At 70.4% G+C, this 20,186-nt stretch carries 36 protein-coding genes, 1 tRNA gene and 1 pseudogene; 10 read left to right on the top strand and 28 right to left on the bottom strand.

Translation table 11 applies throughout. The features are described from left to right. Nucleotides 1–47 precede the first annotated feature (47 nt). Nucleotides 48–3,350, top strand: a complete 3,303-nt coding sequence (locus ACLQ2R_RS17230; protein WP_425960691.1) for a hypothetical protein — start codon at nt 48–50, stop codon at nt 3,348–3,350. 5 nt (nt 3,351–3,355) lie between these two features. Beyond that, a complete protein-coding gene (locus ACLQ2R_RS17225; RefSeq protein WP_425960690.1) occupies nt 3,356–3,505 on the top strand; it encodes a hypothetical protein in 150 nt (49 codons plus the stop codon). Here the strand turns inward: ACLQ2R_RS17225 and ACLQ2R_RS17220 are convergent, their stop codons facing one another. Then, nucleotides 3,506–3,730 carry a hypothetical protein gene (locus ACLQ2R_RS17220; RefSeq protein ID WP_425960689.1) on the bottom strand — a complete coding sequence of 75 codons (225 nt, stop codon included), beginning with the start codon at nt 3,728–3,730 and terminating at the stop codon, nt 3,506–3,508. It abuts the gene before it with no gap. A 165-nt stretch (nt 3,731–3,895) separates the two neighbouring features. Here ACLQ2R_RS17220 and ACLQ2R_RS17215 point away from each other — a divergent pair, with 165 nt between their 5' ends. From ACLQ2R_RS17215 to ACLQ2R_RS17180, 8 genes are all read left to right on the top strand, one after another. Next, nucleotides 3,896–4,216, top strand: a complete 321-nt coding sequence (locus ACLQ2R_RS17215) for a hypothetical protein (protein ID WP_425960687.1) — start codon at nt 3,896–3,898, stop codon at nt 4,214–4,216. Further along, nucleotides 4,200–4,436, top strand: a complete 237-nt coding sequence (locus ACLQ2R_RS17210; RefSeq protein ID WP_425960686.1) for a DUF7620 family protein — start codon at nt 4,200–4,202, stop codon at nt 4,434–4,436. The genes ACLQ2R_RS17215 and ACLQ2R_RS17210 overlap by 17 nt, the downstream gene beginning before the upstream one ends. After that, nucleotides 4,433–4,756 (top strand): putative phage holin, encoded by a 324-nt coding sequence (locus tag ACLQ2R_RS17205; protein WP_425960684.1) that lies wholly within the window; start codon nt 4,433–4,435, stop codon nt 4,754–4,756. The genes ACLQ2R_RS17210 and ACLQ2R_RS17205 overlap by 4 nt, the downstream gene beginning before the upstream one ends. 83 nt (nt 4,757–4,839) lie before the next feature. Continuing rightward, a complete protein-coding gene (locus ACLQ2R_RS17200) occupies nt 4,840–5,571 on the top strand; it encodes a peptidoglycan recognition protein family protein (protein WP_425960682.1) in 732 nt (243 codons plus the stop codon). Between the two features lie 197 nt (nt 5,572–5,768). Then, the gene (locus ACLQ2R_RS17195) at nt 5,769–6,128 is read left to right on the top strand and encodes a hypothetical protein (protein ID WP_425960680.1); all 360 of its coding nucleotides are present in this window, start codon (nt 5,769–5,771) and stop codon (nt 6,126–6,128) included. Between the two features lie 126 nt (nt 6,129–6,254). Beyond that, on the top strand, nt 6,255–6,467 hold the full coding sequence (locus tag ACLQ2R_RS17190) for a hypothetical protein (protein ID WP_425960678.1): 213 nt from the start codon (nt 6,255–6,257) through the stop codon (nt 6,465–6,467). A 56-nt stretch (nt 6,468–6,523) separates the two neighbouring features. After that, nucleotides 6,524–6,610 (top strand) — tRNA-OTHER (locus tag ACLQ2R_RS17185). A gap of 223 nt (nt 6,611–6,833) precedes the next feature. Then, complete coding sequence (locus ACLQ2R_RS17180; protein ID WP_425960676.1) at nt 6,834–7,112, top strand: hypothetical protein; 279 nt, start codon at nt 6,834–6,836, stop codon at nt 7,110–7,112. A 473-nt stretch (nt 7,113–7,585) separates the two neighbouring features. Here the strand turns inward: ACLQ2R_RS17180 and ACLQ2R_RS17175 are convergent, their stop codons facing one another. The 27 genes and pseudogenes from ACLQ2R_RS17175 to ACLQ2R_RS17045 form a co-directional block, all read right to left on the bottom strand. Then, nucleotides 7,586–7,900, bottom strand: a complete 315-nt coding sequence (locus tag ACLQ2R_RS17175) for a hypothetical protein (RefSeq protein ID WP_425960674.1) — start codon at nt 7,898–7,900, stop codon at nt 7,586–7,588. Nucleotides 7,901–8,044: 144 nt separating this feature from the next. Further along, nucleotides 8,045–8,692: a recombinase family protein gene (locus ACLQ2R_RS17170; RefSeq protein WP_425960672.1), complete on the bottom strand. Its 648-nt coding sequence runs from the start codon at nt 8,690–8,692 to the stop codon at nt 8,045–8,047. A gap of 179 nt (nt 8,693–8,871) precedes the next feature. After that, the gene (locus tag ACLQ2R_RS17165) at nt 8,872–9,237 is read right to left on the bottom strand and encodes a hypothetical protein (protein WP_425960671.1); all 366 of its coding nucleotides are present in this window, start codon (nt 9,235–9,237) and stop codon (nt 8,872–8,874) included. Beyond that, nucleotides 9,234–9,509, bottom strand: a complete 276-nt coding sequence (locus ACLQ2R_RS17160) for a hypothetical protein (RefSeq protein WP_425960670.1) — start codon at nt 9,507–9,509, stop codon at nt 9,234–9,236. The genes ACLQ2R_RS17165 and ACLQ2R_RS17160 overlap by 4 nt, the downstream gene beginning before the upstream one ends. After that, nucleotides 9,509–10,156, bottom strand: coding sequence for an NUDIX domain-containing protein (locus tag ACLQ2R_RS17155; protein WP_425960668.1), 648 nt, complete (start codon nt 10,154–10,156; stop codon nt 9,509–9,511). The genes ACLQ2R_RS17160 and ACLQ2R_RS17155 overlap by 1 nt, the downstream gene beginning before the upstream one ends. Then, nucleotides 10,156–10,365: a hypothetical protein gene (locus ACLQ2R_RS17150; RefSeq protein ID WP_425960666.1), complete on the bottom strand. Its 210-nt coding sequence runs from the start codon at nt 10,363–10,365 to the stop codon at nt 10,156–10,158. Before ACLQ2R_RS17150 ends, ACLQ2R_RS17155 begins: the two co-directional genes overlap by 1 nt. 84 nt (nt 10,366–10,449) lie before the next feature. Further along, the gene (locus ACLQ2R_RS17145) at nt 10,450–10,743 is read right to left on the bottom strand and encodes a hypothetical protein (protein ID WP_425960664.1); all 294 of its coding nucleotides are present in this window, start codon (nt 10,741–10,743) and stop codon (nt 10,450–10,452) included. After that, nucleotides 10,740–11,003: a hypothetical protein gene (locus ACLQ2R_RS17140; RefSeq protein ID WP_425960663.1), complete on the bottom strand. Its 264-nt coding sequence runs from the start codon at nt 11,001–11,003 to the stop codon at nt 10,740–10,742. The genes ACLQ2R_RS17145 and ACLQ2R_RS17140 overlap by 4 nt, the downstream gene beginning before the upstream one ends. A 39-nt stretch (nt 11,004–11,042) precedes the next feature. After that, on the bottom strand, nt 11,043–11,345 hold the full coding sequence (locus tag ACLQ2R_RS17135; protein ID WP_425960661.1) for a hypothetical protein: 303 nt from the start codon (nt 11,343–11,345) through the stop codon (nt 11,043–11,045). A 6-nt stretch (nt 11,346–11,351) separates the two neighbouring features. Further along, on the bottom strand, nt 11,352–11,570 hold the full coding sequence (locus tag ACLQ2R_RS17130) for a hypothetical protein (protein ID WP_425960659.1): 219 nt from the start codon (nt 11,568–11,570) through the stop codon (nt 11,352–11,354). 83 nt (nt 11,571–11,653) lie between these two features. Further along, nucleotides 11,654–11,893: a hypothetical protein gene (locus ACLQ2R_RS17125; RefSeq protein ID WP_425960657.1), complete on the bottom strand. Its 240-nt coding sequence runs from the start codon at nt 11,891–11,893 to the stop codon at nt 11,654–11,656. Between the two features lie 28 nt (nt 11,894–11,921). Further along, complete coding sequence (locus ACLQ2R_RS17120) at nt 11,922–13,856, bottom strand: hypothetical protein (RefSeq protein WP_425960655.1); 1,935 nt, start codon at nt 13,854–13,856, stop codon at nt 11,922–11,924. A gap of 18 nt (nt 13,857–13,874) precedes the next feature. Continuing rightward, nucleotides 13,875–14,630, bottom strand: coding sequence for a hypothetical protein (locus ACLQ2R_RS17115; RefSeq protein ID WP_425960653.1), 756 nt, complete (start codon nt 14,628–14,630; stop codon nt 13,875–13,877). Continuing rightward, nucleotides 14,627–15,028 carry a hypothetical protein gene (locus ACLQ2R_RS17110; protein ID WP_425960651.1) on the bottom strand — a complete coding sequence of 134 codons (402 nt, stop codon included), beginning with the start codon at nt 15,026–15,028 and terminating at the stop codon, nt 14,627–14,629. Before ACLQ2R_RS17110 ends, ACLQ2R_RS17115 begins: the two co-directional genes overlap by 4 nt. Before the next feature lie 11 nt (nt 15,029–15,039). Further along, on the bottom strand, nt 15,040–15,507 hold the full coding sequence (locus ACLQ2R_RS17105) for a hypothetical protein (protein WP_425960649.1): 468 nt from the start codon (nt 15,505–15,507) through the stop codon (nt 15,040–15,042). Continuing rightward, nucleotides 15,494–15,763, bottom strand: coding sequence for a hypothetical protein (locus tag ACLQ2R_RS17100; protein WP_425960647.1), 270 nt, complete (start codon nt 15,761–15,763; stop codon nt 15,494–15,496). The genes ACLQ2R_RS17105 and ACLQ2R_RS17100 overlap by 14 nt, the downstream gene beginning before the upstream one ends. Before the next feature lie 194 nt (nt 15,764–15,957). Next, nucleotides 15,958–16,422, bottom strand: a complete 465-nt coding sequence (locus tag ACLQ2R_RS17095; RefSeq protein WP_425960645.1) for a Pycsar system effector family protein — start codon at nt 16,420–16,422, stop codon at nt 15,958–15,960. Further along, nucleotides 16,422–16,880 carry a RapZ C-terminal domain-containing protein gene (locus tag ACLQ2R_RS17090; protein ID WP_425960643.1) on the bottom strand — a complete coding sequence of 153 codons (459 nt, stop codon included), beginning with the start codon at nt 16,878–16,880 and terminating at the stop codon, nt 16,422–16,424. Before ACLQ2R_RS17090 ends, ACLQ2R_RS17095 begins: the two co-directional genes overlap by 1 nt. Further along, nucleotides 16,877–18,292 (bottom strand): hypothetical protein, encoded by a 1,416-nt coding sequence (locus ACLQ2R_RS17085; protein ID WP_425960641.1) that lies wholly within the window; start codon nt 18,290–18,292, stop codon nt 16,877–16,879. The genes ACLQ2R_RS17090 and ACLQ2R_RS17085 overlap by 4 nt, the downstream gene beginning before the upstream one ends. An 82-nt stretch (nt 18,293–18,374) precedes the next feature. Beyond that, nucleotides 18,375–18,539, bottom strand: coding sequence for a hypothetical protein (locus ACLQ2R_RS17080; protein ID WP_425960639.1), 165 nt, complete (start codon nt 18,537–18,539; stop codon nt 18,375–18,377). 73 nt (nt 18,540–18,612) lie between these two features. Continuing rightward, nucleotides 18,613–18,780: a hypothetical protein gene (locus tag ACLQ2R_RS17075; RefSeq protein ID WP_425960637.1), complete on the bottom strand. Its 168-nt coding sequence runs from the start codon at nt 18,778–18,780 to the stop codon at nt 18,613–18,615. A gap of 87 nt (nt 18,781–18,867) precedes the next feature. Next, a pseudogene (locus ACLQ2R_RS17070) lies at nt 18,868–19,191 on the bottom strand (HU family DNA-binding protein); the annotation flags it as partial. 81 nt (nt 19,192–19,272) lie between these two features. After that, nucleotides 19,273–19,542 carry a hypothetical protein gene (locus ACLQ2R_RS17065; protein WP_425960635.1) on the bottom strand — a complete coding sequence of 90 codons (270 nt, stop codon included), beginning with the start codon at nt 19,540–19,542 and terminating at the stop codon, nt 19,273–19,275. Beyond that, nucleotides 19,539–19,670, bottom strand: a complete 132-nt coding sequence (locus tag ACLQ2R_RS17060; protein ID WP_425960633.1) for a hypothetical protein — start codon at nt 19,668–19,670, stop codon at nt 19,539–19,541. Before ACLQ2R_RS17060 ends, ACLQ2R_RS17065 begins: the two co-directional genes overlap by 4 nt. After that, nucleotides 19,667–19,921, bottom strand: coding sequence for a hypothetical protein (locus tag ACLQ2R_RS17055; protein WP_425960632.1), 255 nt, complete (start codon nt 19,919–19,921; stop codon nt 19,667–19,669). The genes ACLQ2R_RS17060 and ACLQ2R_RS17055 overlap by 4 nt, the downstream gene beginning before the upstream one ends. Further along, nucleotides 19,879–20,043: a hypothetical protein gene (locus tag ACLQ2R_RS17050; RefSeq protein WP_425960630.1), complete on the bottom strand. Its 165-nt coding sequence runs from the start codon at nt 20,041–20,043 to the stop codon at nt 19,879–19,881. Before ACLQ2R_RS17050 ends, ACLQ2R_RS17055 begins: the two co-directional genes overlap by 43 nt. Continuing rightward, the gene (locus ACLQ2R_RS17045; protein ID WP_425960628.1) at nt 20,040–20,186 is read right to left on the bottom strand and encodes a hypothetical protein; all 147 of its coding nucleotides are present in this window, start codon (nt 20,184–20,186) and stop codon (nt 20,040–20,042) included. Before ACLQ2R_RS17045 ends, ACLQ2R_RS17050 begins: the two co-directional genes overlap by 4 nt.

Here is a 20,186-nt window from a genome sequence, read left to right as displayed (position 1 = left end):
ATTAGTAATAATACTACTACTGAGATTAGGGTTGCGGTGATTTTCTGATGGCCGTCACCGAGGTGCTGATGGGGCTCGGCGGCTGGGCCGTCCAGCTCAGCGGGGAGACGCCGCGCGAGGTCCTCGACCGGCTGCAGTTCTTCGGCCACGTCGCGCTGGTCCCAGGCCGGGTCAACGTGGCCGAGTACCAGGACGAGCTGCTCACCATGGCCCGCTACGTCGGCGTGCTCACCGGCCGCGAGTTCGAGCATCGCAAGGTCATCAAGGGCCAGGGCATGGCCGTCTGGCTCGGCGACTCCGACGACAAGGGCGAGGTCCTGGAGTCGCCCATCCAGATCACCGGCGCGACCTTCCCGAACGCGGTCCGCGCCCTGCTCGGCTCGTCGACGGCCGTGGTGGAGGGCACCCTCTACAGCGCGGCCGGCACCTACACCGGCCGCCACCAGTGGCAGTCGCGGCGCAAGGCCATCGACTACGTGTGCTCGACCATGAGCTGCGACTGGCGCGTCAACGGCAACGGCACCCTCGACGCCGGCCCCACCGCCAACCTGTTCAAGGTCACGCCGACCTGCGTCATCGTGCGGGAGGGCGCGGTCGGCCCGGACATGGCGCTGACGGGCCTGCCCGGGGATATGGCGCTCGCCCGGGACGTGGAGGACTGGACGAGCCGGGTGGTGCTGCTCGCCGAGGGCGAAGGCGCCTCGGTGGCTACCGCGGGCGTGAACATCCTGTCGAACCCGTACCAGGACCTGCGCGGGCAGCCGGTGCAACGCACCCGCCTGGTCAGCGAGTCCGGGACGGCCACCACCAACGCGCAGGCGCGCGCCCAGTTGCAGCTCAACCGCTTCTCCGGCACCCGCAACGCCATGCAGTTGTCGGCGAGGGACTACGACATCCGCGGCGCGTTCGTCCCGGGTGACTGGGTGTGGGTGTACGACCCCGACTCGGGCCTGTACGACGTCGACTACGAGGTCATCTACCGGGGCCAGCGGATCAACCCGATCCGGCTGCGCGCCGTCGAGGCCTCGTGGCCGGTGGCGGAGGGGATGACGGTCGGCTACCGCCACCAGGACGGCACCTGGCTGGACCTCACCCCGTACGTGCTGTGGGAGAGCGGCGCCACCTCCGTGGTCGTCGGCGAGCTCAACCGCGCGCTCACGAACTCCGGCGGCGAGCCGGTCGGGCCCCGGCCGACCCCGGACGCCACCGTGCCCGGCACGGTGGCGTGGGTGCTGCCGTTCGAGACGTCGGTCTACCTGGATGCGCTCGGCGGCACCCGGGCGAACATCATGGTGAGCTGGGACACCCCGCTCAACGAGGACGGGTCGACGATCCTCGACGGCGACCACTACGAGATCCGCTACGACGTCAGCCCGGCGACCACCTGGCGGATGGCGTATGCGGCGTGGGGCGATACCCAGGCCGTCGTCGGCGACCTGTCGCCGGGCGTCCTGTACGACTTCGGGATCCGCGCCGTCGACCTGTCGGGCAACGCGGGCGAGTGGAGCGTCACCGAGTCGGCGACCGCGCACCCGGACACGATCCCGCCCAGCACGCCGGCCGCCCCCGTGGTGGCCGGGTCGTCGCTGGCCCTGCAGGTGCGGCACGAGCTCGGCAAGGCGACCGGCGGGGTGTTCAACCTCGAACTCGACTTATCGCACCTGGAGATCCACGTTGGCGACTCGTCGGGCTTCACCCCGGACGAGACGACGCTCAAGGGGCAGGTGGCGGCCACCGCGGGGATGATGCAGGCGGAGATCGCCGCGGTGGGCACGGTGGAGGTGGAGGAGACCACCGTCCGGTGGGTGCGCGTGGTCGCCGTCGACCAGGCGGGCAACCGGTCGGCCGCGAGCGCCGCGGCGTCGGCGACGGCGCTGTTGGTCGACTCCGCGCACATCAGCGATCTCACCGTGACGAAGGTGACCGCGGGCACGATCAGCTCGAACTGGCTGATCGGCGCCAGCATCCGCACCGCGTCGTCCGGGCAGCGGGTGGAGCTCAATGCCACCGGCTTGCACGGCTACAACGGCGGCGGCACCGAGCTCGTCAGCCTGCTCAACGACGGCAGCTTCACGTTGCGGACGGCCGCGTCCGGAGCCCGGGTGGAGGTCAACGCGGGCGGCATCGGCGTCTGGAACTCCGGCGGCGTGCAGACGGTGGCGCTGGAGGCCGGCACCGGCGTGTTCTTCATGCGGTCCGGCACGTCCGGGGCCCGGGTGGATCTGAGCACGGTCAGCGGGCTGTCGCTGTACGACAACGACGGCGTCAACACCGTGGCCCTGAGTCCGTCCGGGTCGTTCACGCTGCGGTCAGACACGTCCGGGGCCCGGGTGGAGCTCAGCACCAGCGGCCTGCGGACCATCGACTCCTCCGGGGTCACGACGGTCGACCTCAACGCCTCCGGCGCCTTCACCCTGCGGTCGGACTCCTCAGGCGCCCGCGTGGAGTTGGACGTGAATGGGCTGCGCGGCTATTCCAGCAGCGGCCAGACATTCAAGCTCGACGCTGCGAATGGCGACGTCGACATCGTCGGCCGGCTGACGAGCACGGTCAACAACACGGCCAAACGGCTGGTCATCAACCCGATACTCGGCGCGGATCCGGAGATCCGCATGTATGAGGACGCGACGAGTTACCATTATCTGACGGCGTATGCCTCCGATAACACTTTGCAAATCGGCAGTGTGACTGCGTCCGATCGCAAGTACGTCATTTCTCTCTCGCCTGGCGGCAACAATTACATCGGGCTCACGGATGGAGTTGGCACTACCTCGGTCGCTGGCCTCCGGTTCACCAGCGACGGCTACACCAACGTCATAGGGGCAGGGCTCACCGGCAGCAGCGGCGGCCCCCTGAATTTCCGGGTGCAATCAGCTCCCGGCGATGGAATGTTCCGCTGTTTCTGGAACGGCAGCGATATTCAGTTCGTTAGAAACGACATCAATTTTGTCGTGAAAACATTTATTATCGACCATCCGCAGTATCCGGATCGGTACCTGGTGCATGCCACCACCGAGTCGCCGCACAACGGCGTCGAATACTGGGGCACCGCGACGCTCGACGAGGACGGCCAGGTGGTGGTCGAGCTGCCCAGCTACTTCGAGGCGCTCACCGCACTGGCCGGGCGGGCGGTGCTGCTGTCCTGCGTCGACGTGCCGGGCGAGGTGGCTGCCACCTACCCGGCCGGCGGCCGGTTCCGCATCACCGGCCCGCGGGGTCGCGGGGTCGCCTGGCTGGTGAAAGCCATCAGGAAGGACGTGCCGCCGCTGCTCGTGGAACCGCGCCGCACCGAGGTGGACGTGCACGGTGATGGCCCATACCGCTACTACACGATGAGGAGCCGCAGGTGAACGGAATGACCGTGGATAAGGACGAGGTCCTGGCCGTCTACCGCGAGCGGGTGGCCGACCTGATCCATGAGAACGCGCTGCTGACGGCCGCGGTTAACCAGCTCCGGCGCGAGGCCGCCGAACTGCAGCCTGCTGCGCCGCACGCGGAGGGTTGATCACCAGCGGCGGTGTGCCCGGCGGATGCGGCGGTGGCGCATCCACACGTAGGGCCAGGCGAGGCCGGCGGTGAAGACGACCAGCATGGTCTCGCCGAACGTCCACCGCACGCGCGAGCGTCCGCCGACCTGCATGCTCTGCTGCGCGTTCTGGTGGACGTTGACGTACACCGCCGGCGGTGGCTGCTGGCCGGGCTGCGGTTGCTGGCCGTAGGGCTGGGTCATGTCGTGCTCCCGGTGTGCTGAAGGGGGTGCGTGTGTGACGTCTGAGCCGCACGTCTGGGTTACCCCTGGCCGGATCCGGCCACCTTCTTCGTGCCGTCCGCGCCCCCGCGGCGGGCGGCACCCCTTCCTCCGGCGTGAGCCGTACCCGTATTCGAGAGGCGGCTGATGGAGCTCGCTGCGATCCCCTGGGTGCAGGGGTCCGCACTCACTCTGGCCCTGGCGATCATCATGTGGGGCGTCGGCATGGTCTTGCGAGGAGGTCTGATCCCACGTCCTTCGCAGGAAGCCTTGGTGAAGGTGCTGGAGCAGCGCATCACCGAGAAGACGACCGAGTCCGACGCGTACAAGGCGGCGTGGCAGGCCGCCGAGGAGGCGCGGCGCCAGCAGAACGAGCAGCTCGGCGAGTTGCTGGAGTACGCCAGGACGACCGATCAGGTGCTGCGGGCCCTTGGTCGCCGAGGGGGGCGCGATGCGTTGGCTCCGTAGACGACGCCCGGACCCGCCACCGCCGCCCCCTCCGGAGGTGCAGGAGGCGCTCGACGAGGCCCGCGAAGCCCAGGAGTCCAGCCAGGAGCGCTTGCAGGAGGTGTGCGACCGCTGGCCGGAGGTGCGCGAGGTGACCTCACGTCTGCGGGCTCACCGGGAGCGCAACGGGTTCAGAGAGATGTTCGAGGCCGCGCTGAAGCGAGGAGGTGATCCGGCGTGACCCAGCTGATCGGCAACATCCTGATCATCGTGTCGGCGGTGTTCGGTGTCGGGTCGGCCGTCCTGTACGGGACGTGCTTCCCCTGGTGGGCGACCTCTCTCGGCCGTCACCTGTTCTCGTACCAGGTCGTCATCGGGGCTGCGCTCGGCCTGTGGGCCGGCCGGGTGATCGTCCTGGGCGTGTGGATCGGCCCGCCGGAGTCCGGGTCCTGGCCGTGGATTCGGGTGGGGTTCTTCGCGGCGATCGCGTGGGTGCTCGGCCATCGGCTCGTGAAGATCATGCAGGCGTGGCGCGAGCAGCGCCGAGAGGAGAACCCATGACGACGATGGTCACCCGCGCAGGATGGCGCGCCCGACGCCCGACCAGTTCCTACACGCGGCTGCCCCGGGCCCGCGGAGTGAAGGTGCATTACACCGGCGGCTACGTCTCGCCCAAGATCGTGAACGATCACGACATCTGCTTGGAGCTGATGAGGACGTTCCAGCGTCAGCACATCGACGCCAACGGGTGGAGCGACTTCGCGTACAACCTGGCGGGGTGCCCGCACCGCCGCCTGCTGGAGGGGCGCGGCTTCGGCGTCATGTCGGCGGCGAACGGCCCCGGCCTGAACGACGACCACTACGCGATCCTCGCCCTCGTCGGCAGCTCGGGCTTCACCCAGCCCAGCGACGACCTGTTGCATGCGGTCCGTGACGGCATCGAGCTGCTGCGCAAGCACGGCGCCGGCGCCGAGATCAAGGGCCACCGCGACGGCTACTCGACCAGCTGCCCGGGCGGCCCGCTGTACGCGTGGATCCAGCGCGGCGCCCCCCGCCCCGCGGCGGCCGCGCCGAAGCCCAAGCCGCCCGTGAAGCCCGTCAAGGTGGTGTGGGACGGCGACGTTCCCCGCTGGCCCGGCCGGGTCCTGAAGCTCGTTGAGGGCGCGATGATGCGCGGCGAGGACGTCCGGGTCTGGCAGGACAAGATGAAGCGCCGCGGCTGGAACCTCGACGTCGACGGGGTGTTCGGCGAGCAGTCCTCGGACGTGGCCCGTGGCTACCGGCGCGCGACCGGCCTGCCCGCCGGTGACACCGTGGACAAGGCCACCTGGGCGATGACGTGGTCGTGGACGCCGCCGCCTGAGAAGTCGGCGTGATCGAGGCGGCGCTGCTGGAGCTGCTGATGAGACGCACCGACCCACACCGCCCGGAGCTCCTGGTTGACCGCTCCCTGGACCCGCCGCCGCGGCGGGACCCTCCACCACCCCGAGCCCGCCGGCCGGGGTTTTTTCATGCCCTCGTCCGGGCGTCCCAACTTCCCGCCGCCGTGGCGGGCGTCCCCCAGGAGGGGCCCATGAACAACGAACTCACCGGCGAACCGGCTCTGTGGGCCAGCCTCGCCGCCTCCGGCGTGCAGCTGGCCGCCGCGTTCTTCCTGCCGTGGTCGGACGCTCACGTCGCCGTGGTCAACGCCCTCATCCTCGCCCTCGCGGGCGTGTGGGTCGCGCTCACCACCAAGAGCACCGACAACGGCGGATCCATCAAGGCCGCGATCCTCGGCGCGGTGCAGGCGGCGCTGTCGCTTGCGATCACGTTCGGCTGGGAGGTCCGCCCGGAGCAGACCGTGGCGATCACGACCTTCGTCGGTCTCATGGTCGCGGCGTTCGTCCGGCAGACCAGCAAGCCGAAGAACGCCCTCGACCTGGCGGCTTAGGGGGTGGGTTGGGTGCGCTTTTGGAGGCTCCTTCTCAACCTCACGCAGGCCCTCGAGGGCATCCACGAACGGCTGTCTCGCATCGAGCAGGGGCAGTCTCGTCTACACCGAAAGGTAGATCTGATCATGGGTAAGCAGGACGACCTGAACGCCATCGTCGGCCGTATCGACACCGCCGTGGCCGGCATCCGCTCGGACATCGAGGCCATCAAGGCCGAGCACCCGGAGGTGGACCTGTCCGCCCTGGAGGCTCGTGTGGCGGGCCTGGAGGGGCTGGACGCGGAGTACCCGGTGGCCGCGCCGCAGGACCCGGAGGCCCCGGTCGAGCCGCAGCCGTAAGAGCCGCGCGAACTCGAGGTGAGGCCGTCGGATCGCTCCGGTAGCCTCGCCTCTGCGTTCTTGTCGTTCAGTGGCCCAGGATGCCGAGCACCCCCGTTCTGCCAAGGGACTCGGTGACACCGGTTCGAATCCGGTCGAGAGCGCATGGAAGCCCTCGCTGCCCTTCGGGGCGGCGGGGGCTTCTTCGCGCGCTTGGCCCGGGCATACTGGGCTGGTGGGGTCTCTGACGTGCGGCCGTACCGACGGGGCCCCACACCTCGATCATGAGACGCCCCGCCTTCCTCCGGGAGGGCGGGGCGTTGTCGTCGTTGGGGGAGTCGGCTCGTAGGATCGCCCCGGTATCGCGTGACCTGGGGGAGATGACCGATGGCCGACTACGAGTTTCCCGACGACCTGCTCGACGCGCAGCGCGCCTACTGGGCCGCGGATGCCCGCGTGCAGGAAGTGACTGATGCTCTGCCGTCGCCGCAGGAAGTCCTGGAAGGCGCTCAGACAGAGGAGCAGGGGGAAGAGCTGGCCCGGGTGCGCGAGGAGCGCCTGCTCGCGTTGGAGGCTCTGAACCGGCACCCGTGGTGGGGCCAGGACCGGCAGCGGCAGGACCGGTATGCCGCGTGGAAGGCGCTCCAGGCGGCGGCCCGGGAGTGAGCACGTGGACGCACTGTCCGGTCTTCGGGATGGCAGGCGCTCTTCGCGGTGAGGGCGACGCTTCACGCATCTGAGTGCCCCGCGCCATTCGCCGACCAAGCTTGTCACGCGGGGCATTCTCTCAGTGACATCCGGCCTGGCGTGTTCCCACGTCAGAACCACTTTTACACAGCAGCCACGCTAGGCGACGATGCTCGGCTCAGCCAGGTTGTCGTGCGGCGTGTCGTTGAATGGGTCCCGGCTCCCCTCGCCGGAGCCGGGACCAACGATCACCCATCGCCCCACCCGCCTCAAGGGTTACCGGCCATACCCGACCGGCATGACGACGCCCCCGCTCGGGGAGAGCAGGGGCTTCTCGTGTCGTACGGCTATCGGGCTAGCCAGGCGTCAACGTCGGCGCGATCCCACAGCGGGCTTCGGCTCACATAGCGGCTCGGTTTCGGCGCCTGGTCCCGCGCGACGTACGACCCGACCTAAGCGCGCTTCCACCTGGAAGGGGTGCCGTGCAACACGTAGCGGCCCGGCTCGAACAGGCCAGTCTGAAGCACGATCTGCAGGGCCATCGTGCACTCGGCGAACAACCGGTCGTAGCGGGCCTTGTCGGCGTTGCTGTGCTCCCCGGTGGTGCGACCGTCCACGATGGCGGCAATGTCGTCATAGACATCGTTGTTGCCGAACGGCCGCTTATGTGACAGGCCGGGGGCGCCACCCCGGTCGTCCCCCGTCCACGAAGTGTTACCTCGACGCAAGAGGGCGATGTGCTCGGGAAGCACGATGAACTCGTCCATGAACTCGATTTCAGTCCAAGTCTCATACGGGCTGCGATGCATGATTCCTCTTCCGTGTGTAAAGCGGGGATGTCGGCCCCTGCGGTGGCGCGAGGCGACCGATGATATTGGCGGGCGGGTCACGGTGAAGGTGAGGTCGTGAGGTCATGCTCGCCCGGGGCGGTGATTGGCCGCAGGGGATCCCGACTCCGCGCCCTCGGTGAGCTCCGGCACGTACCTGTAGATCGTTGCCCGGGACACACCCAGACGCTTGGCCACCGCGGACACCGTCGCGTTCGGCGCGGTCAGCAGATGCCGCGCGTCCTCCACCATCTCCGGCGTCATCGCGGGCGGCCGGCCGAGCTGCTTCCCTTTCGCCCGGGCGGCTTGGACGCCCGCGATCGTGCGCTCGCGGATGATGTCCCGCTCCAGCTCGGCGAACGCTGCCATCATCGTGAAGAAGAACTTTCCCTCACCGGTCGGCGAGTAGACGCCGGACAGGCGGCCGGTGAGGATGCGGATGCCGATGCCCTTTTCGTGGAGGTCGTCGGCGAGCGTCAGCAGGTCCTTGACGGAGCGGCCGAGCCGGTCGAGCTTCCAGATGACGAGGGTGTCGCCAGGGCGCAGGTAGTTGAGGGCCGCGGCCAGGCCGGGACGGTCGGCCTTCCGAGTGGAGATCTTCTCCTCGAAGATGCGGATGCACCCGGCAGCGTTCAGTGCATCGAGTTGGAGCTGGAGGTCTTGCTCGTCGGTGGAGACGCGGGCGAGGCCAACGAGGGCTCCGGGGGCCGGGTGCGGGGTCTGCGTGTACAAGAAAGGTCTCTTTCGGAGTTGTTATACACGTGACTTCTCAACACGATTTAGGACGCTCGGTTGAGATCGGGGAGAGATGTCGAGTGTCTCGTGGCGATCTTGTTGGCAAGGGGTCGATTCTCAACACGTCCCCCGACGGGACGGCCCCGGCGCCGAGGGGGACGCCGGGGCCGCGGGGGTCAGGCGGCGAACGCCTCGGCGTAGTCCTGAACCTTCGGCTTCGAACCCTTGTGCTCGGCCGCGTGCTTCTCTGCGGCGCGCTGGGCGCCGCCGTCGGTGGTGTAGTTGCTGCCGGTCCACCGGCAGGAGCCGCACCGCCAGGCGTAGCCGTCGCGGTGCGGGTTGCCCCACACGTCGATGCCGAAGCCGTAGACGACCGTCCCTCTCGGGATCTCGACGTTCTTGGCGAGCTGCTTGAGGAGCGTGCTCAGCGCTTCCTCGTTGTCCTGGACGGCGCGGTCGAAGAGCTGGCGGGCCGTCGGCAGGTCGCGGTCGTAGAGGGCATCGCCGATGTCCTCGGCCACCTGGGCAATAGAACCTGTCATGGTCGTCTCCCCTGAGGTGTTGTCAATTGGGCGGCCCGGTCGCCGACCAGCTCCCGGTAGCCGGGCAGTCCGCGCATCCGCGTCGTGCCGACGACGTCTCGGCCGAGCTGGATCATCCGGGCGGGGTCGCCGCCGTGCATGGTCGCGGTGGCGTACACCTCAACCAGGGCGCGGGTCTGCTCTGCGGGGGTGAGCCGGGCGACCGCCTCGGCGGCCTGGGCCCGCTGCTCGGCGGTGATGAGGCCAGCCACCCACTCGTCGTGTGCCGTCATCAGCTGAGCACCTCGGCCAGCAGCTCCTCGTGCGCGGCGAAGACCTGCCCGCCGTAGGTCGCCTCGAGGTAGGAGGCCAGGACGGTGTAGGTGTCGGCCCGCACCCACTCGGCTCGTCTCGCATCGTCGGCCCCCTCCACGGCGGGAAGCTGCGCGATGTCGCCGAGGTCGGTCACGGCGGGGGTGGTCACCATCCACGCCTCGTCGGTCGCCCGGGGGTCCGACACGACCCGCGCCGGGTGCACCTGCCAGTAGGCGCCGGGAAGGAGCAGGCCGGTCTCCTCCTCCAGTTCGCGGATCGCCGCAGCCAGCGCCTCCTCGCCGGGGTCGAGGCACCCGCCGGGGATCGCCCAGCCGTGGCCGTCGTCGCGCTCGACCAGCAGCACCCAGCGTCTTCCGTCGATGTGGGCGAAGACGATGGCGTCGGCGGCCTGCCGCTCGCCCCAGTGGCCCAGTTCGCCGCGGCCGTGCCGGATGCCGGTCGGCGCGCCGGGGCTGACGGGGCGGCCGTCCACCACGTGGAACGGGATCGCGGCGGCGGCTTGGCGGGCGGCCCAGTCGATGCGGGTGGGGTCGGTCTCCGTCTCGGCCCATCCCTCTTCGATGCCTCGGGTGAGCACGTCGGGGTGCGTGTACGTCGCGCCCATCACAGTCGGATCCCGCCGGTGATGGTGTCGGCCTGCTTGCCGACCTTGGCGTTGCCGGTCCGGATGTTCTGGGTCTTACCTTCGGTCTTCGCGAGGCTCTCGGCCTTCGCCGCGGCCCGCTCGGCCAAGATCTCCTCTCGGCTCCTGCCCAGCGTGCGCCCGACCTGGACGGCCTGGACGTCGGTGCCGCGTGCTTCGTTCTTCGCCATTGTGATCTTCCTTTCGTGGTTGTGGTGGAGCAGGCGCTCCGGGCACGCGGCCGACCGGCGGCCGGTCGCGCACCCGCAGCGCCGCTACGACAGCCGCCAGGCGAGCACGGCCACCAGGAGCAGCGCCGCACCTACGGCAGTGATCGCGCCCGACGCGGTCCGGCTCTCGCCGCGCCACATGCCTGCGGCGTAGTCCAGCGCCGCGACCGCGGTGGCGAGGGGCACGACCCAGGTGGGCGGGCCCCAGGTGCCCAGCAGGTGGGAGAAGAAGGGGCGGTTGAACAGGACCAGGGCGCCGAGCAGCAACGCGAACACGGCGAGGATCCGCTGCTGCTCGATCGGCCCGGCGTTCGGGCGGGTGTTCTCTTGGAGGGTCATCGCAGGCGTCCGTTCCAGCTGAGGCGCCAGTTGGTCTCGCCCTCGTTGCGCAGGCGTTCGGCGTGCGGTCGGCAGTCGCCGAAGTCGGCGCCGGGCGCCGACTTCTCGCGGCAGTGGATGGCGCCGCGGCCGTTGCCGTCCTCGATCACGTGGCCGCACACGCCCTGCTTGAACAAGGCGCGGTCTGTGGCGGTGAACCGGTCGGGGTGCGTGTCGGGGGTGATGACCAGGCCGGGCGGGCGGCCGTCGGTGTAGCGCATGGGGCTCTCTCTCCATTCGTGGGATTGGTGGAGCGGCGGTCAGCTGACCGTCCAGGAGCGGCCGGTGTTGGCGGCCTCCCAGGCGTCGGCGGCGATCTGCTCGGCGATCCGACGGTCGGCCGGGTGCAGTTTCTTGGCTGCCTGCTCGATGCAGCGGGCCGCCTGCTCGGCCTCCTCGGGGCACATCTCCCACGAGTCGACGCGCATCTCGCCGCCCATGTACGTCAGCAGGCCGGCCGCGCTGGTGGAGGAGCGGGCGCCGCGCTTGGTGAGCTTGGCGGCCAGCTCGGCGGAGTAGGTGTAGGAGCGGCTGCCGGTGTGGCGGCCGTAGAAGATGCCCATCGGTTATCACCTCGCGGGGGGACGGATTGCTTTGTCGATCTCGGCTCTCGCGACTGCCTTGTATGCCTCCGACAGGTCCTCGTTGCCGCGCACGTGCTCAGCGGCTGACTCTCTGATGAGGTAGGCGGCTCGCCGAGCGGTTGCGGCGGCATCGGTCTGCTGAGCGGTCGTAAAGGCGTCTGCTTCGGTGTCCTGCTTGGCGCTTCTGTTCTTGAAGCAGCCCATGCCGGGCTCCTCTCGTGGTTGTGGTGGAGCTGCTGCTCCGGGCACGAGACCGGCCCCCGCAGGTCGGTCCCGCACCCGCAACATCAGCGCGGCCGGTCGACGCCCGCCGCGTCCAGCCAGCGCGCACCCTGCCGATCCGACAGGCCAGCCGCCGACGCCCGCAGCAGGTCACAGCACAGTTGGGCCATCTCCACGTGCGCCTGCGCGGCAGCGGCCAGCGCCGCGGCGCGCGGCCAGTCGGCGTCCTGGCGGGCCTGGGCCAGGTCGGCGAGGAGCTCGTGGGCCTGGTCGAGGTGTTCGGGGCCGGTCAGCTTCTTCGGCATGATCAATCTCCTGTCGTTATGGTCGGGTTCAGGCGGGGGTGAGGCGGTAGACGTCGCCCTTCTGGACGACGACACCAGCAGCGGTCAGGCGGCGCAGCGCCGCGGGAACCTCGGCCAGCGGGACGTCGTCGCCCAGGTTCCGGCGGACCGCGACGCACACGGCGCCGACCTCCATGGGGGCCATCAGCAGCGCCTTCTCGACGGCGGCCTGAACATCACCGGAGGTGTGCCGGGTCTCTCGCTGCTTGGGTGCCTGCACTTCGCGGGGGGTCCGGCCGCGGGCCTGGTGGTGGTGGTACTCCTCGATGTAGGCGAGCGTCCGCTCACCGAGCTGGCCGGCGGCGGGCTGGGAGGCGATGCCGAACGCATCACGCACCGGCATCATGCGGGCGGTCGCGGCCGGACGGCAGTCGACGCCTGTCAGGTAGCCGAGCCCGTGCGTCTTGTCCTTGGTGCGGAATCGCTCCGGCAGCTTGCTGGGGTCGGCGGGCAGGCCGACCATGTTGTGGTCGGCGCTGGAGCCGGTGCGCAGCGCGGTGAGGCTGCCGCCGGACAGCAGGTTGGAGCGGAACGACTGTGAGTTGCCGAAGTTCTCCAGGCCCAGGTTCTGGTTGACCACCAGCAGGCCTCCGCCGGCCTTACGCCAGGTGCGGACCCCGGTGCCGAGCAGTTCGAAGCCGGGCTTGCCGAACGGGCCGTCGAGGAACAGCTTCAGCTCCTCTACGGCCACCAGCAGCATGCTCATGCCGTCCATGTCCGGGTCGCCCGGCAGGAGGAACGGCTTGCCGTTGCGTTCGCGGCCCTGCTCGTCGACCCACGGCCGGTGGGCGACGAAGTCGGCGCGGCGCGTCATGACGAAGTCGAGCAGCTGCAGGTAGTCGAACGTCTCCTCGTGGCCCTCCCCGTACAGGTGGGTTTTGCCCGACCAGTCCGGCTGGGAGCTGCCGGACTGCGGGTCGAGCAGCACGGTGGCGATGAGCGGGCACCGGTGGGCCAGGGCGAGCGTCGCGGCGACGTGGTTGGACTTGCCCGACCCGGTGTCGCCGGCGATGACGCACATCTGCGCGCCGCCGGACTTGGTCCAGAACTGGCGGTGCGCGGGTGCCATGTCGAAGTAGCGGCCGACCTGCGCGATCCCGGTGTTCGGGTCGATTGCGGCGCCGGAGTCCTCCAGCCACACCGTGGCCTGCAGGTTGGCGTCGGAGCGGATCACGGTGACGCGGGCCCGGGAGGCGTCGCGGTCGTCGGATTCTTCCACCGCCACCAGCGAGGCGTGCACGCCGTTGGCCGACGCGATCGTCTCCACCGCGGCCGCCAGGGTCATCTGGCTGAACCGGGTCGGGCCCCGCTCCCCGACGACGATGCCGGTGTAGCCGTCGGGGACGGGCTCCACCTGCTCCAGGTGGGTGAGCTTGTACGCCTGGTGGTGCGGCGCGACCCGGGTGGCCCACAGTTCCACCTCGCGGGGAGGCCCGGTCGGCAGGACGGGCGTCGGTCGCACGGTTTGCGCTGCGGGGCGGGGGCGGCGTAGGACGCTGAGCCAGAACGGCACCGACAGGACGATGCCGGCGATCCACAGTAGGAGGGCCAGCCACCCGTACGGGCCGAACAGGCTGGCGGCGGCCACCCACAGCACGCCGGCGGCGACCGGGATGACGGGCAGGTCCTGGCCGCGCCGCTCCGCGTGCCCCAGTACGGCGACCGCCGTGGCGGCGCCGACGCCGGCGCGGATGAGCGGGTGAACGTCGGCGGTGTCGGCCGCCCAGGTTGTGAGGTGGAGGGTGGCCAGCCACGCCACGGGCTGCAGCAGCAAGATCTTGCCCCGCTCGTGGTGGGCGGCTCGGCGCGCGGCGCGCCGCATCGCCGTGGCCTGGCCGCTCGCCCACTTCTCTTCGACCGCGTCGGCGGCCGGGGCTGCGGCGGGGCTGATGGTGTCGGCGGGTGCCGTGACGTGGCTGGACATGACGGTGATCTCCCTTTTTCAGTTGCTTGCGACGGCGATGGCGCGCTCAGCGATGCGGTCGGCGATTCCGGCGGCCTGGTTGAGCAGGTCCTGCAGGACGGCGGTGTCGCCGATCAGGTCGGAGTGCTCTGCCAGGACGTCCTTCATGGAGGAGGCGAGGTTCTCGCTGCCGCTCATCTGGCCTCGCAGTTCGTTGGCGAACTGGGCGTGGGCGGCTGCGTAGCTGGTCAGGCCTGTGGCTTCGGTCTGCATGGTGGGCTCTTCCTGTTGGGTTTCCGATCCCGGGTTCGGGTCGGAGTCGGTGGGTTCGGAGGCGTCCGGCGGAGGGGGGGCGTCCGCTTCGGCTTCGGGTTCAGCGGGGTCGGGCTCCGCAGCAGGCTCCGGCTCCGGCTCCGGGGCGTCCTGCTGCGGGTCGGGTTCGACGACGACCTCGATGACTTCGGCGTCGATCGGCTGGGCGGCTTTCCACTCGGCGTACCGCTCGCGCGCTCCCTGCCAGGCGGCGCGGCAGATTCGCCCGCCCGCGATGAGCGTCTTAGCGGCGCCGTAGCCGCTGGCCAGTCCCCAGGACGCCCACCGGCGCGGGTTCTTCCACGACGGGTCGCCGCGGCGCAGACGCTCTTGGGCGAACTGGTAGCCCTCCCGGAACTCGCGGGCCGCCTGCGCCCGGCCGGCGCTCCACGCGCCGGACGCGGCGGCGCGCGCGTCCGGGCGGCGCCACAGGATTCCGCAGACGATCGCGGCGATGATCAGGGAGAGGATGAGCAGGCTCATCGCGCACCCATCTGCGAGCTGATCGTGGACACGTTCGACTCGATCTGGGTGCCGACGTAGGAGATGGTCTGGCTGCCGGTGAGCAGGACGACGGCGACCAGCGACGGCAGCATGAAGATGAACCAGGGCTTGTCGACACGGCCGTCGCTGATGTCGGCGATCATGGCGACGACGAATCCGGCCAGGAGCACCAGGGCGATGCCGCCGACGATGAGGGCCAGCGGGACGCTGCCGGTCAGCAGGCGGGTCAGCCACAGGGTGATGCCGACCAGGCCGAGACCGGCGAGCAGCATGAGGAGGCCCATGATGATGGACCACTTGCCGCGCCGCTTGAGCTGCAGGGCGGGGTAGAGGAAGACGGCGGTGGCGAGCAGCCCCCCGAACACGATTGCGATCATGGTGGGTCCTTTCAGAGGAACAGGTGGATGAACAGGGCCAGGGTCAGCGCCGCGGCGAGGAGTGAGGGGTAGCTGATGATCAGCAGCAGCAGGTGGGCGGCGGCGCTGAGCGGGACGGCCACCACGCCGTAGAGGGCGTAGGGGATGCGCAGGATCAGCGCGTCCTGGATGTAGGGCGGCGGCGCGGTCCAGAACTGGCGGGCCAGGTCCGCGACCGGGCGGGGACGCATGCCCAGGACGCCGTCGCCGATCCAGGCGGCCCGCCATCCGGCGGCGAACCGCTCCACGGAGACCCCGGCGGCCGACTGGATGCGCTCCAGCGCGGCCGGCTGCCCCGGATCGGCGGGCAGGACCTCGGTGCCGGGGAACCGCACGACCGCGCCGCTTTCGGGCGCAGCATCGGCGACCGGCTCGGTGTCGGCTGCGGGAAGCTGCTCACTGTTGGGCAGGTTCAGGCGGAACAGGTCAGGCGTTGGCACGGGCCCTACCTCCTCTCTGCGTCATCAGGTGGGTGTGGTGGTCGTCGTTGAGGCGGGCGGCGAAGGTGACGAGCTGGTCGGCGAGGGCCCATCCCTGCTCGTGCGCCTTTGCCGCGTCGCGCCGGGCGAACGCCTTCAGCTCGCTCGCGACCCACGCCGCTGCCAGGAAGAACCGCGTGACGCCGTTTTTGGCGCCGCGGATGCGGTCCATGTGGAACGTGCGGCGGGTCTGCGGGCTGGTGCGCTTCTCGGGCACGGCTCCTCCTCAACTGCGGAGAGTGATATTTGACGTGGTGGGTTAAAATCACGCGCGCGCAGCGCGGCCGTGCGCGCAGCGCTGCGCATCCGCGCGTAGAGGGCGAATCTGGTCGCCGTCGGCCCGTCGCGCTCGCCGGGTCGGGCTCCGGCACGGTCCGTGACCGGCCCCGGGTGTCTGGACGGTGGTGGTCATCACGCACCTCCCGCGATGATCAGGGCGGTGATGAACAGGAGCGGGCCGACGACGAGTGCGCCCAGCAGCAGGTCCCCGGCGAGCCTGATTCGGACGTACTTAGTGCGGGCGAGCAGCGACAGCCGGATCAGCTCGGCCAGCTGGTCGCGCTCGTGAATGGCGGCCGGGGTGGCGGCGAGTTCGGCGGGGCTGCTGTAGGCGTAGGCGATCCAGCCGACCCCGGCGCCGGGCCGGGGCAGGGCGGGGCGGACGGTGAGCAGGAGCACCGCGACGGCGGCGGCCAAGAGCGCGACTGCGGCCCAGATCGTCACCTGGGTGACGGCGGGCAGCCGGGTGGCGCCGAGCGCGGCGGCGGCCAGGGCGACGCTGACGGCGGTTCCGGCCAGGCCGAGGAGCGTTGTGGCTTTGCTGTCGGCGCGGGCGAGTTCGGCGCGGACGCCGGCGAGGTCGTGGGTGGCGTCCATCAGGCACCGCCTTCGCGGGAGGAGAGCAGGGCGGGCTTGTCGATGTCGCGGTGCTCGACCCGGACGGTGATGTCGTCGGCGCGGATCAGCCGGCCGATCTCCCGGGCCAGGACCACGCTGGCGTGGCGGCCTGTGGCGCAGCCCGCTGCGATGGTGACGCGTCGGCCGGTGATGACCATCAGGTCCAGGGCTCCTGCCGCGGCGTGGTGGACGAGCTCCCGGGCGCCGGGGGTGACCAGGATGGTGCGGCGGATCTTCGCGGAGCGGCCGGTGCGGCGGCTCATGCCGGGCCGGTCGGTGGGGATGTGGAGGCGGCGGGCGTCGACGGTGATGTCGGCGGTCGGTGCCGGGCCGTGGTTGTAGCCGAAGCTCGTGATCGTGATCTGGATCGGGGTGGTCGGGGTGCCCGCGGGGACACCGGCGGCCCACGGGCAGACGTGCATGGTGGTTGCGGTCATCGCTCGCCACCGCCCGCCGGGCCGACCGTGGTCATCTCGATGTCGTCGGCGTGTTCACTTCGCGAGCCGTTCGCGGTGACCGGCTTGGTGGGCGCCTGGACGACGTTCCCGGGCAGGAACCGGTACCCCTTGGCGGTCATCTCGGTGCGCGCCGCCTGTACACGGAGCCGAGCCCAACCGCGGCTGAACTTGTACCGCTCGGCGACGTCGCCGTAGGTCGGGGTGCGGCCCTTGCGGATGCGCTCCCTGATCCACTTCTCGGCATCGCGATTGTCCTGCTCATCAGGGCGAACCCGGTCACTGTCCTGGTCATCGTCACCAGCGTCCGAAGTGACCGCGTCGGTGACCGCCGCCGGGTCGGCGGCGGGGGCCTCGGGTGTGCATTCGATCGTCGCCGGGGTGTTCACTTCATCGTTGCCGGGAGCGGCCTCGACGGCGACCGGTTCGGTGACCGCCTGAGTGATCTCGCGGGTGACGATCGGCGGCGCTTCGATCGGCGCCGAGGTGTTCACGGCGTCGCGCTTCGCGTCCATCTCCGCGATGACCAGTTGCGTGACCGTGAGGACGTCGCCCTGGGCTTCGACCAGTCCGGCCCGGACGTCCCCGATGCCCCGCCATGCGGCGTCCGTCGCGCTCATCGCCCGAATCTCGGCCAGGGCGACCTGCGGGGAGCGGATGTCCTCGGCGACGCCGTACTTGAACGCGGCCCAGGTCTCGGCGCGCAGGGACGGGATGACCCACCGCAGCAGCGGGAAGCGGAGCGGTCTCTGCTCCAGCAGGCCCTGCTCGCGCATCGTCTCCCAGTGCCGCCACTGGGAGTAGATCTGCCACAGCACCGGGGACAGGACGGAGGCGGCGCCGAACACGCCGGCGAAGTCCTTGGTCTCGGTGAGGCCGGAGTTGTGGCTGTAGTTGAAGATGCCGACGCCGATGCCGATGGCGTAGGACAGCAGGCGTAGGCCGTACGCGCTGAACCCTTTGATCATCTTGTCGTGGGCGAGGTAGCCGACGTTCACCGCGACCGACTCGACGACGACGGCCAGGGGGACGGCCTGCCACCACTTCCAGTCCAGGCCGTACATGAGGGCGAGGATCTGGCCGAGGACGGCGGCGCCGTTGACGCCTACGTTGGCGGCGGCCAGGACGACGGCGAGGCTGACGCGTTGGCGTAGGGTGCGGCGTTGGTTGCGGCGCTTGGTTGCGGCTGTGGTGGTCTGCTCGTCGAGTTGGGCGCGGAGGCGGGCGTGCTCGGCTTCGGTTTCGAGGCGCTCGCGCTCGGCCTGCTGGCGGGCGCGCTGCTCGTCGATGCGGGCGCGGGCGGCGTCGGCGCGGCGTTCGGCGCGGGAGCGCCACAGCCGCCTCGGCTCGGCGCGCTCTGGCGCGGCCGGGGCCGTTTCCGTAGCGTGCTCCATGATCCTTCTCCTGCTCTTCATCGGGTGGTGCGGGGTCGAGGTCCCGGACCGCGGTGGAGTCGCGGTCCGGGACCGGCTGGTGTCAGCCGCGGTTCTTCTCACGGGCCTCGCGGGCCTCGCGGCGGATGCGGTTCAGCCCGTCGGCGGTCGCCTCGGTCTGCTGGCGGCGGTAGCTGAGGCTCTGGCCCCTGGTGATGTCGCACTGGCGGCAGCCACCGCAGTTGCGGCCACAGGACGGCTCAGCCATGTCGATCTCCTCTCAGTGGTGGGAGCTGGCGCTCCGGACACGCGCCCGAGCTGGTCGGGCGCGATCCGCAACGTCAGTAGTCCTCCGGGTGACGGCCATTGGTGCGGTACATCGCGGCGCGCTCCTCGTTCCTACGCCGCTCGCGCATGCTGGACGGCTCGCTGCCCCGGTTGACCCGGCGGACCTTCGCCTGCTCTTCCGTACGCTTCTCGGCGGGGTCCTTCTTGCTGAACCAGCCCATGTCGATCTCCTTCGCCTCGGTGTGGAGCTGCTGCTCCGGGCGCCCCGCCCGCACTGGTCGGGCGGGGACCCGCAACATCAGCTGCGGTCAGGCGGGGGTGAGCGCCTGGGGGCGGCTCTCCTTGACGAGGCTCTTGAAGGTCGCGCCGGGCCGGAACTTCGGCCCCCAGGACGCCGCGATCTCCAGCGGCTCGCCGGTCTTCGGGTTCCGGCCGGCGCGGGCGGCCCGCTCCGCCGCCTCGAACACGCCGAACCCCTTGATCTCCACCTGCTCGCCGGCGGCGACGGCCATGGGGACGACGTCGAAGAGGGCGTCCAGGGCCTGGGCGGTCTGTGCCTTGGTGAGGCCGGAGTGCTCGGCGACGGCGGCGATCAGCTGGGTCTTGTTCACGATCGTTCTCCCTCGTTCTCGTTCTGGGTGGTGCTGGAGCGGGTGCTCCTGCGTGGCCGCCTGGGACTCGCACCCAGGGGTCTGCTGGTCGGCCTGATGGGGTCAGGTGCGGGGCATGGCCCGGCAGTGCTCGGCGTGCTCCTGGGCCCACTCGGTCGCGTCCTTCTCGGCGCGACGGCGAGCGTCCTCGGAGGTCTGGGAGGCGGTGCGCTTCTGGTGCTGGCGCTCCCAGTCCTTGCAGCCGGTGCAGGTGCTGGTGGCGTCGACGTATCGGTCGTCGTCGTAGATGTCGAGCGTGATATCCACCGTCGCCCCGCCGACGGTGAGGTAGCGGGCGATGACACCGGCCGGCCACGTGGTCTCGCTGCTCATTTCGTTCTCCTGGGCGGCTGGGTGCGGGCGGGGTCGTCCTGGCTGGGCCGGGGCTCGGAGTCCGTCATCGCGGAGTCGAGCCGGTTGAGCGCGAGGAGGGCGGTGGCGAGCCGCTCGGCCGGCGTCACCGCTTCTCCGGCAGGAGGGTCAGGGCGGCGGCGCGGGCGCGGCGCTCCTGGGTGATCTCGGCGAGCCGCTCCCGGGTGTAGGGCTGGTCGTCCGTCTTGGTGGGGTCGGGGTGGTAGAGCTGCGACTCGAGGTAGGTCCGGGCGGTGGCCTCGTCGGGGGTTCGGACGGTGCGCTCGCCCTTGTCCGTGTCGAACGTGAAGCTCGGCATCAGGTCCTCCCGTAGCAGCGCGAGCAGCCGGACGTCGTGCACCAGTTGGAGGGGACAGCGGCCCACATCTGGGCCACGGCGTCGAGGCGGGCCAGGTCCCGGCGGAGCCGCCAGGCGGTGGCGCGGACGGCGACGTCGTGCGCGGCGACGATCAGGGCGATCACCGGGCACCTCCGCACGGGGTTTGCGCGACCGCGTGACGGCAGCCGCCGCACGCCGGGTCGTAGCTGGAGGTGTGGCTGGTGCAGCGCGGCAGGTTCTCGCTGCGGTGGATGCTCTGGCAGAGCGGGCACTGGTAGCGGCCCAT

Source organism: Streptosporangium sp. DT93 (genome assembly GCF_049844535.1).
GTDB lineage: Bacteria > Actinomycetota > Actinomycetes > Streptosporangiales > Streptosporangiaceae > Streptosporangium.
This window is presented reverse-complemented; position numbering and strand designations above follow the sequence as displayed.

Coding starts and splice junctions, on each gene's coding strand:
- ACLQ2R_RS17230 (WP_425960691.1), top strand. CDS start 48: ATGGCCGTCACCGAGGTGCTGATGGGGCTCGGCGGCTGGGCCGTCCAG.
- ACLQ2R_RS17225 (WP_425960690.1), top strand. CDS start 3,356: ATGACCGTGGATAAGGACGAGGTCCTGGCCGTCTACCGCGAGCGGGTG.
- ACLQ2R_RS17220 (WP_425960689.1), bottom strand. CDS start 3,730: ATGACCCAGCCCTACGGCCAGCAACCGCAGCCCGGCCAGCAGCCACCG.
- ACLQ2R_RS17215 (WP_425960687.1), top strand. CDS start 3,896: ATGGAGCTCGCTGCGATCCCCTGGGTGCAGGGGTCCGCACTCACTCTG.
- ACLQ2R_RS17210 (WP_425960686.1), top strand. CDS start 4,200: ATGCGTTGGCTCCGTAGACGACGCCCGGACCCGCCACCGCCGCCCCCT.
- ACLQ2R_RS17195 (WP_425960680.1), top strand. CDS start 5,769: ATGAACAACGAACTCACCGGCGAACCGGCTCTGTGGGCCAGCCTCGCC.
- ACLQ2R_RS17190 (WP_425960678.1), top strand. CDS start 6,255: ATGGGTAAGCAGGACGACCTGAACGCCATCGTCGGCCGTATCGACACC.
- ACLQ2R_RS17180 (WP_425960676.1), top strand. CDS start 6,834: ATGGCCGACTACGAGTTTCCCGACGACCTGCTCGACGCGCAGCGCGCC.
- ACLQ2R_RS17175 (WP_425960674.1), bottom strand. CDS start 7,900: ATGGACGAGTTCATCGTGCTTCCCGAGCACATCGCCCTCTTGCGTCGA.
- ACLQ2R_RS17165 (WP_425960671.1), bottom strand. CDS start 9,237: ATGACAGGTTCTATTGCCCAGGTGGCCGAGGACATCGGCGATGCCCTC.
- ACLQ2R_RS17160 (WP_425960670.1), bottom strand. CDS start 9,509: ATGACGGCACACGACGAGTGGGTGGCTGGCCTCATCACCGCCGAGCAG.
- ACLQ2R_RS17155 (WP_425960668.1), bottom strand. CDS start 10,156: ATGGGCGCGACGTACACGCACCCCGACGTGCTCACCCGAGGCATCGAA.
- ACLQ2R_RS17150 (WP_425960666.1), bottom strand. CDS start 10,365: ATGGCGAAGAACGAAGCACGCGGCACCGACGTCCAGGCCGTCCAGGTC.
- ACLQ2R_RS17145 (WP_425960664.1), bottom strand. CDS start 10,743: ATGACCCTCCAAGAGAACACCCGCCCGAACGCCGGGCCGATCGAGCAG.
- ACLQ2R_RS17140 (WP_425960663.1), bottom strand. CDS start 11,003: ATGCGCTACACCGACGGCCGCCCGCCCGGCCTGGTCATCACCCCCGAC.
- ACLQ2R_RS17135 (WP_425960661.1), bottom strand. CDS start 11,345: ATGGGCATCTTCTACGGCCGCCACACCGGCAGCCGCTCCTACACCTAC.
- ACLQ2R_RS17130 (WP_425960659.1), bottom strand. CDS start 11,570: ATGGGCTGCTTCAAGAACAGAAGCGCCAAGCAGGACACCGAAGCAGAC.
- ACLQ2R_RS17125 (WP_425960657.1), bottom strand. CDS start 11,893: ATGCCGAAGAAGCTGACCGGCCCCGAACACCTCGACCAGGCCCACGAG.
- ACLQ2R_RS17120 (WP_425960655.1), bottom strand. CDS start 13,856: ATGTCCAGCCACGTCACGGCACCCGCCGACACCATCAGCCCCGCCGCA.
- ACLQ2R_RS17115 (WP_425960653.1), bottom strand. CDS start 14,630: ATGAGCCTGCTCATCCTCTCCCTGATCATCGCCGCGATCGTCTGCGGA.
- ACLQ2R_RS17110 (WP_425960651.1), bottom strand. CDS start 15,028: ATGATCGCAATCGTGTTCGGGGGGCTGCTCGCCACCGCCGTCTTCCTC.
- ACLQ2R_RS17095 (WP_425960645.1), bottom strand. CDS start 16,422: ATGGACGCCACCCACGACCTCGCCGGCGTCCGCGCCGAACTCGCCCGC.
- ACLQ2R_RS17090 (WP_425960643.1), bottom strand. CDS start 16,880: ATGACCGCAACCACCATGCACGTCTGCCCGTGGGCCGCCGGTGTCCCC.
- ACLQ2R_RS17085 (WP_425960641.1), bottom strand. CDS start 18,292: ATGGAGCACGCTACGGAAACGGCCCCGGCCGCGCCAGAGCGCGCCGAG.
- ACLQ2R_RS17080 (WP_425960639.1), bottom strand. CDS start 18,539: ATGGCTGAGCCGTCCTGTGGCCGCAACTGCGGTGGCTGCCGCCAGTGC.
- ACLQ2R_RS17075 (WP_425960637.1), bottom strand. CDS start 18,780: ATGGGCTGGTTCAGCAAGAAGGACCCCGCCGAGAAGCGTACGGAAGAG.
- ACLQ2R_RS17065 (WP_425960635.1), bottom strand. CDS start 19,542: ATGAGCAGCGAGACCACGTGGCCGGCCGGTGTCATCGCCCGCTACCTC.
- ACLQ2R_RS17045 (WP_425960628.1), bottom strand. CDS start 20,186: ATGGGCCGCTACCAGTGCCCGCTCTGCCAGAGCATCCACCGCAGCGAG.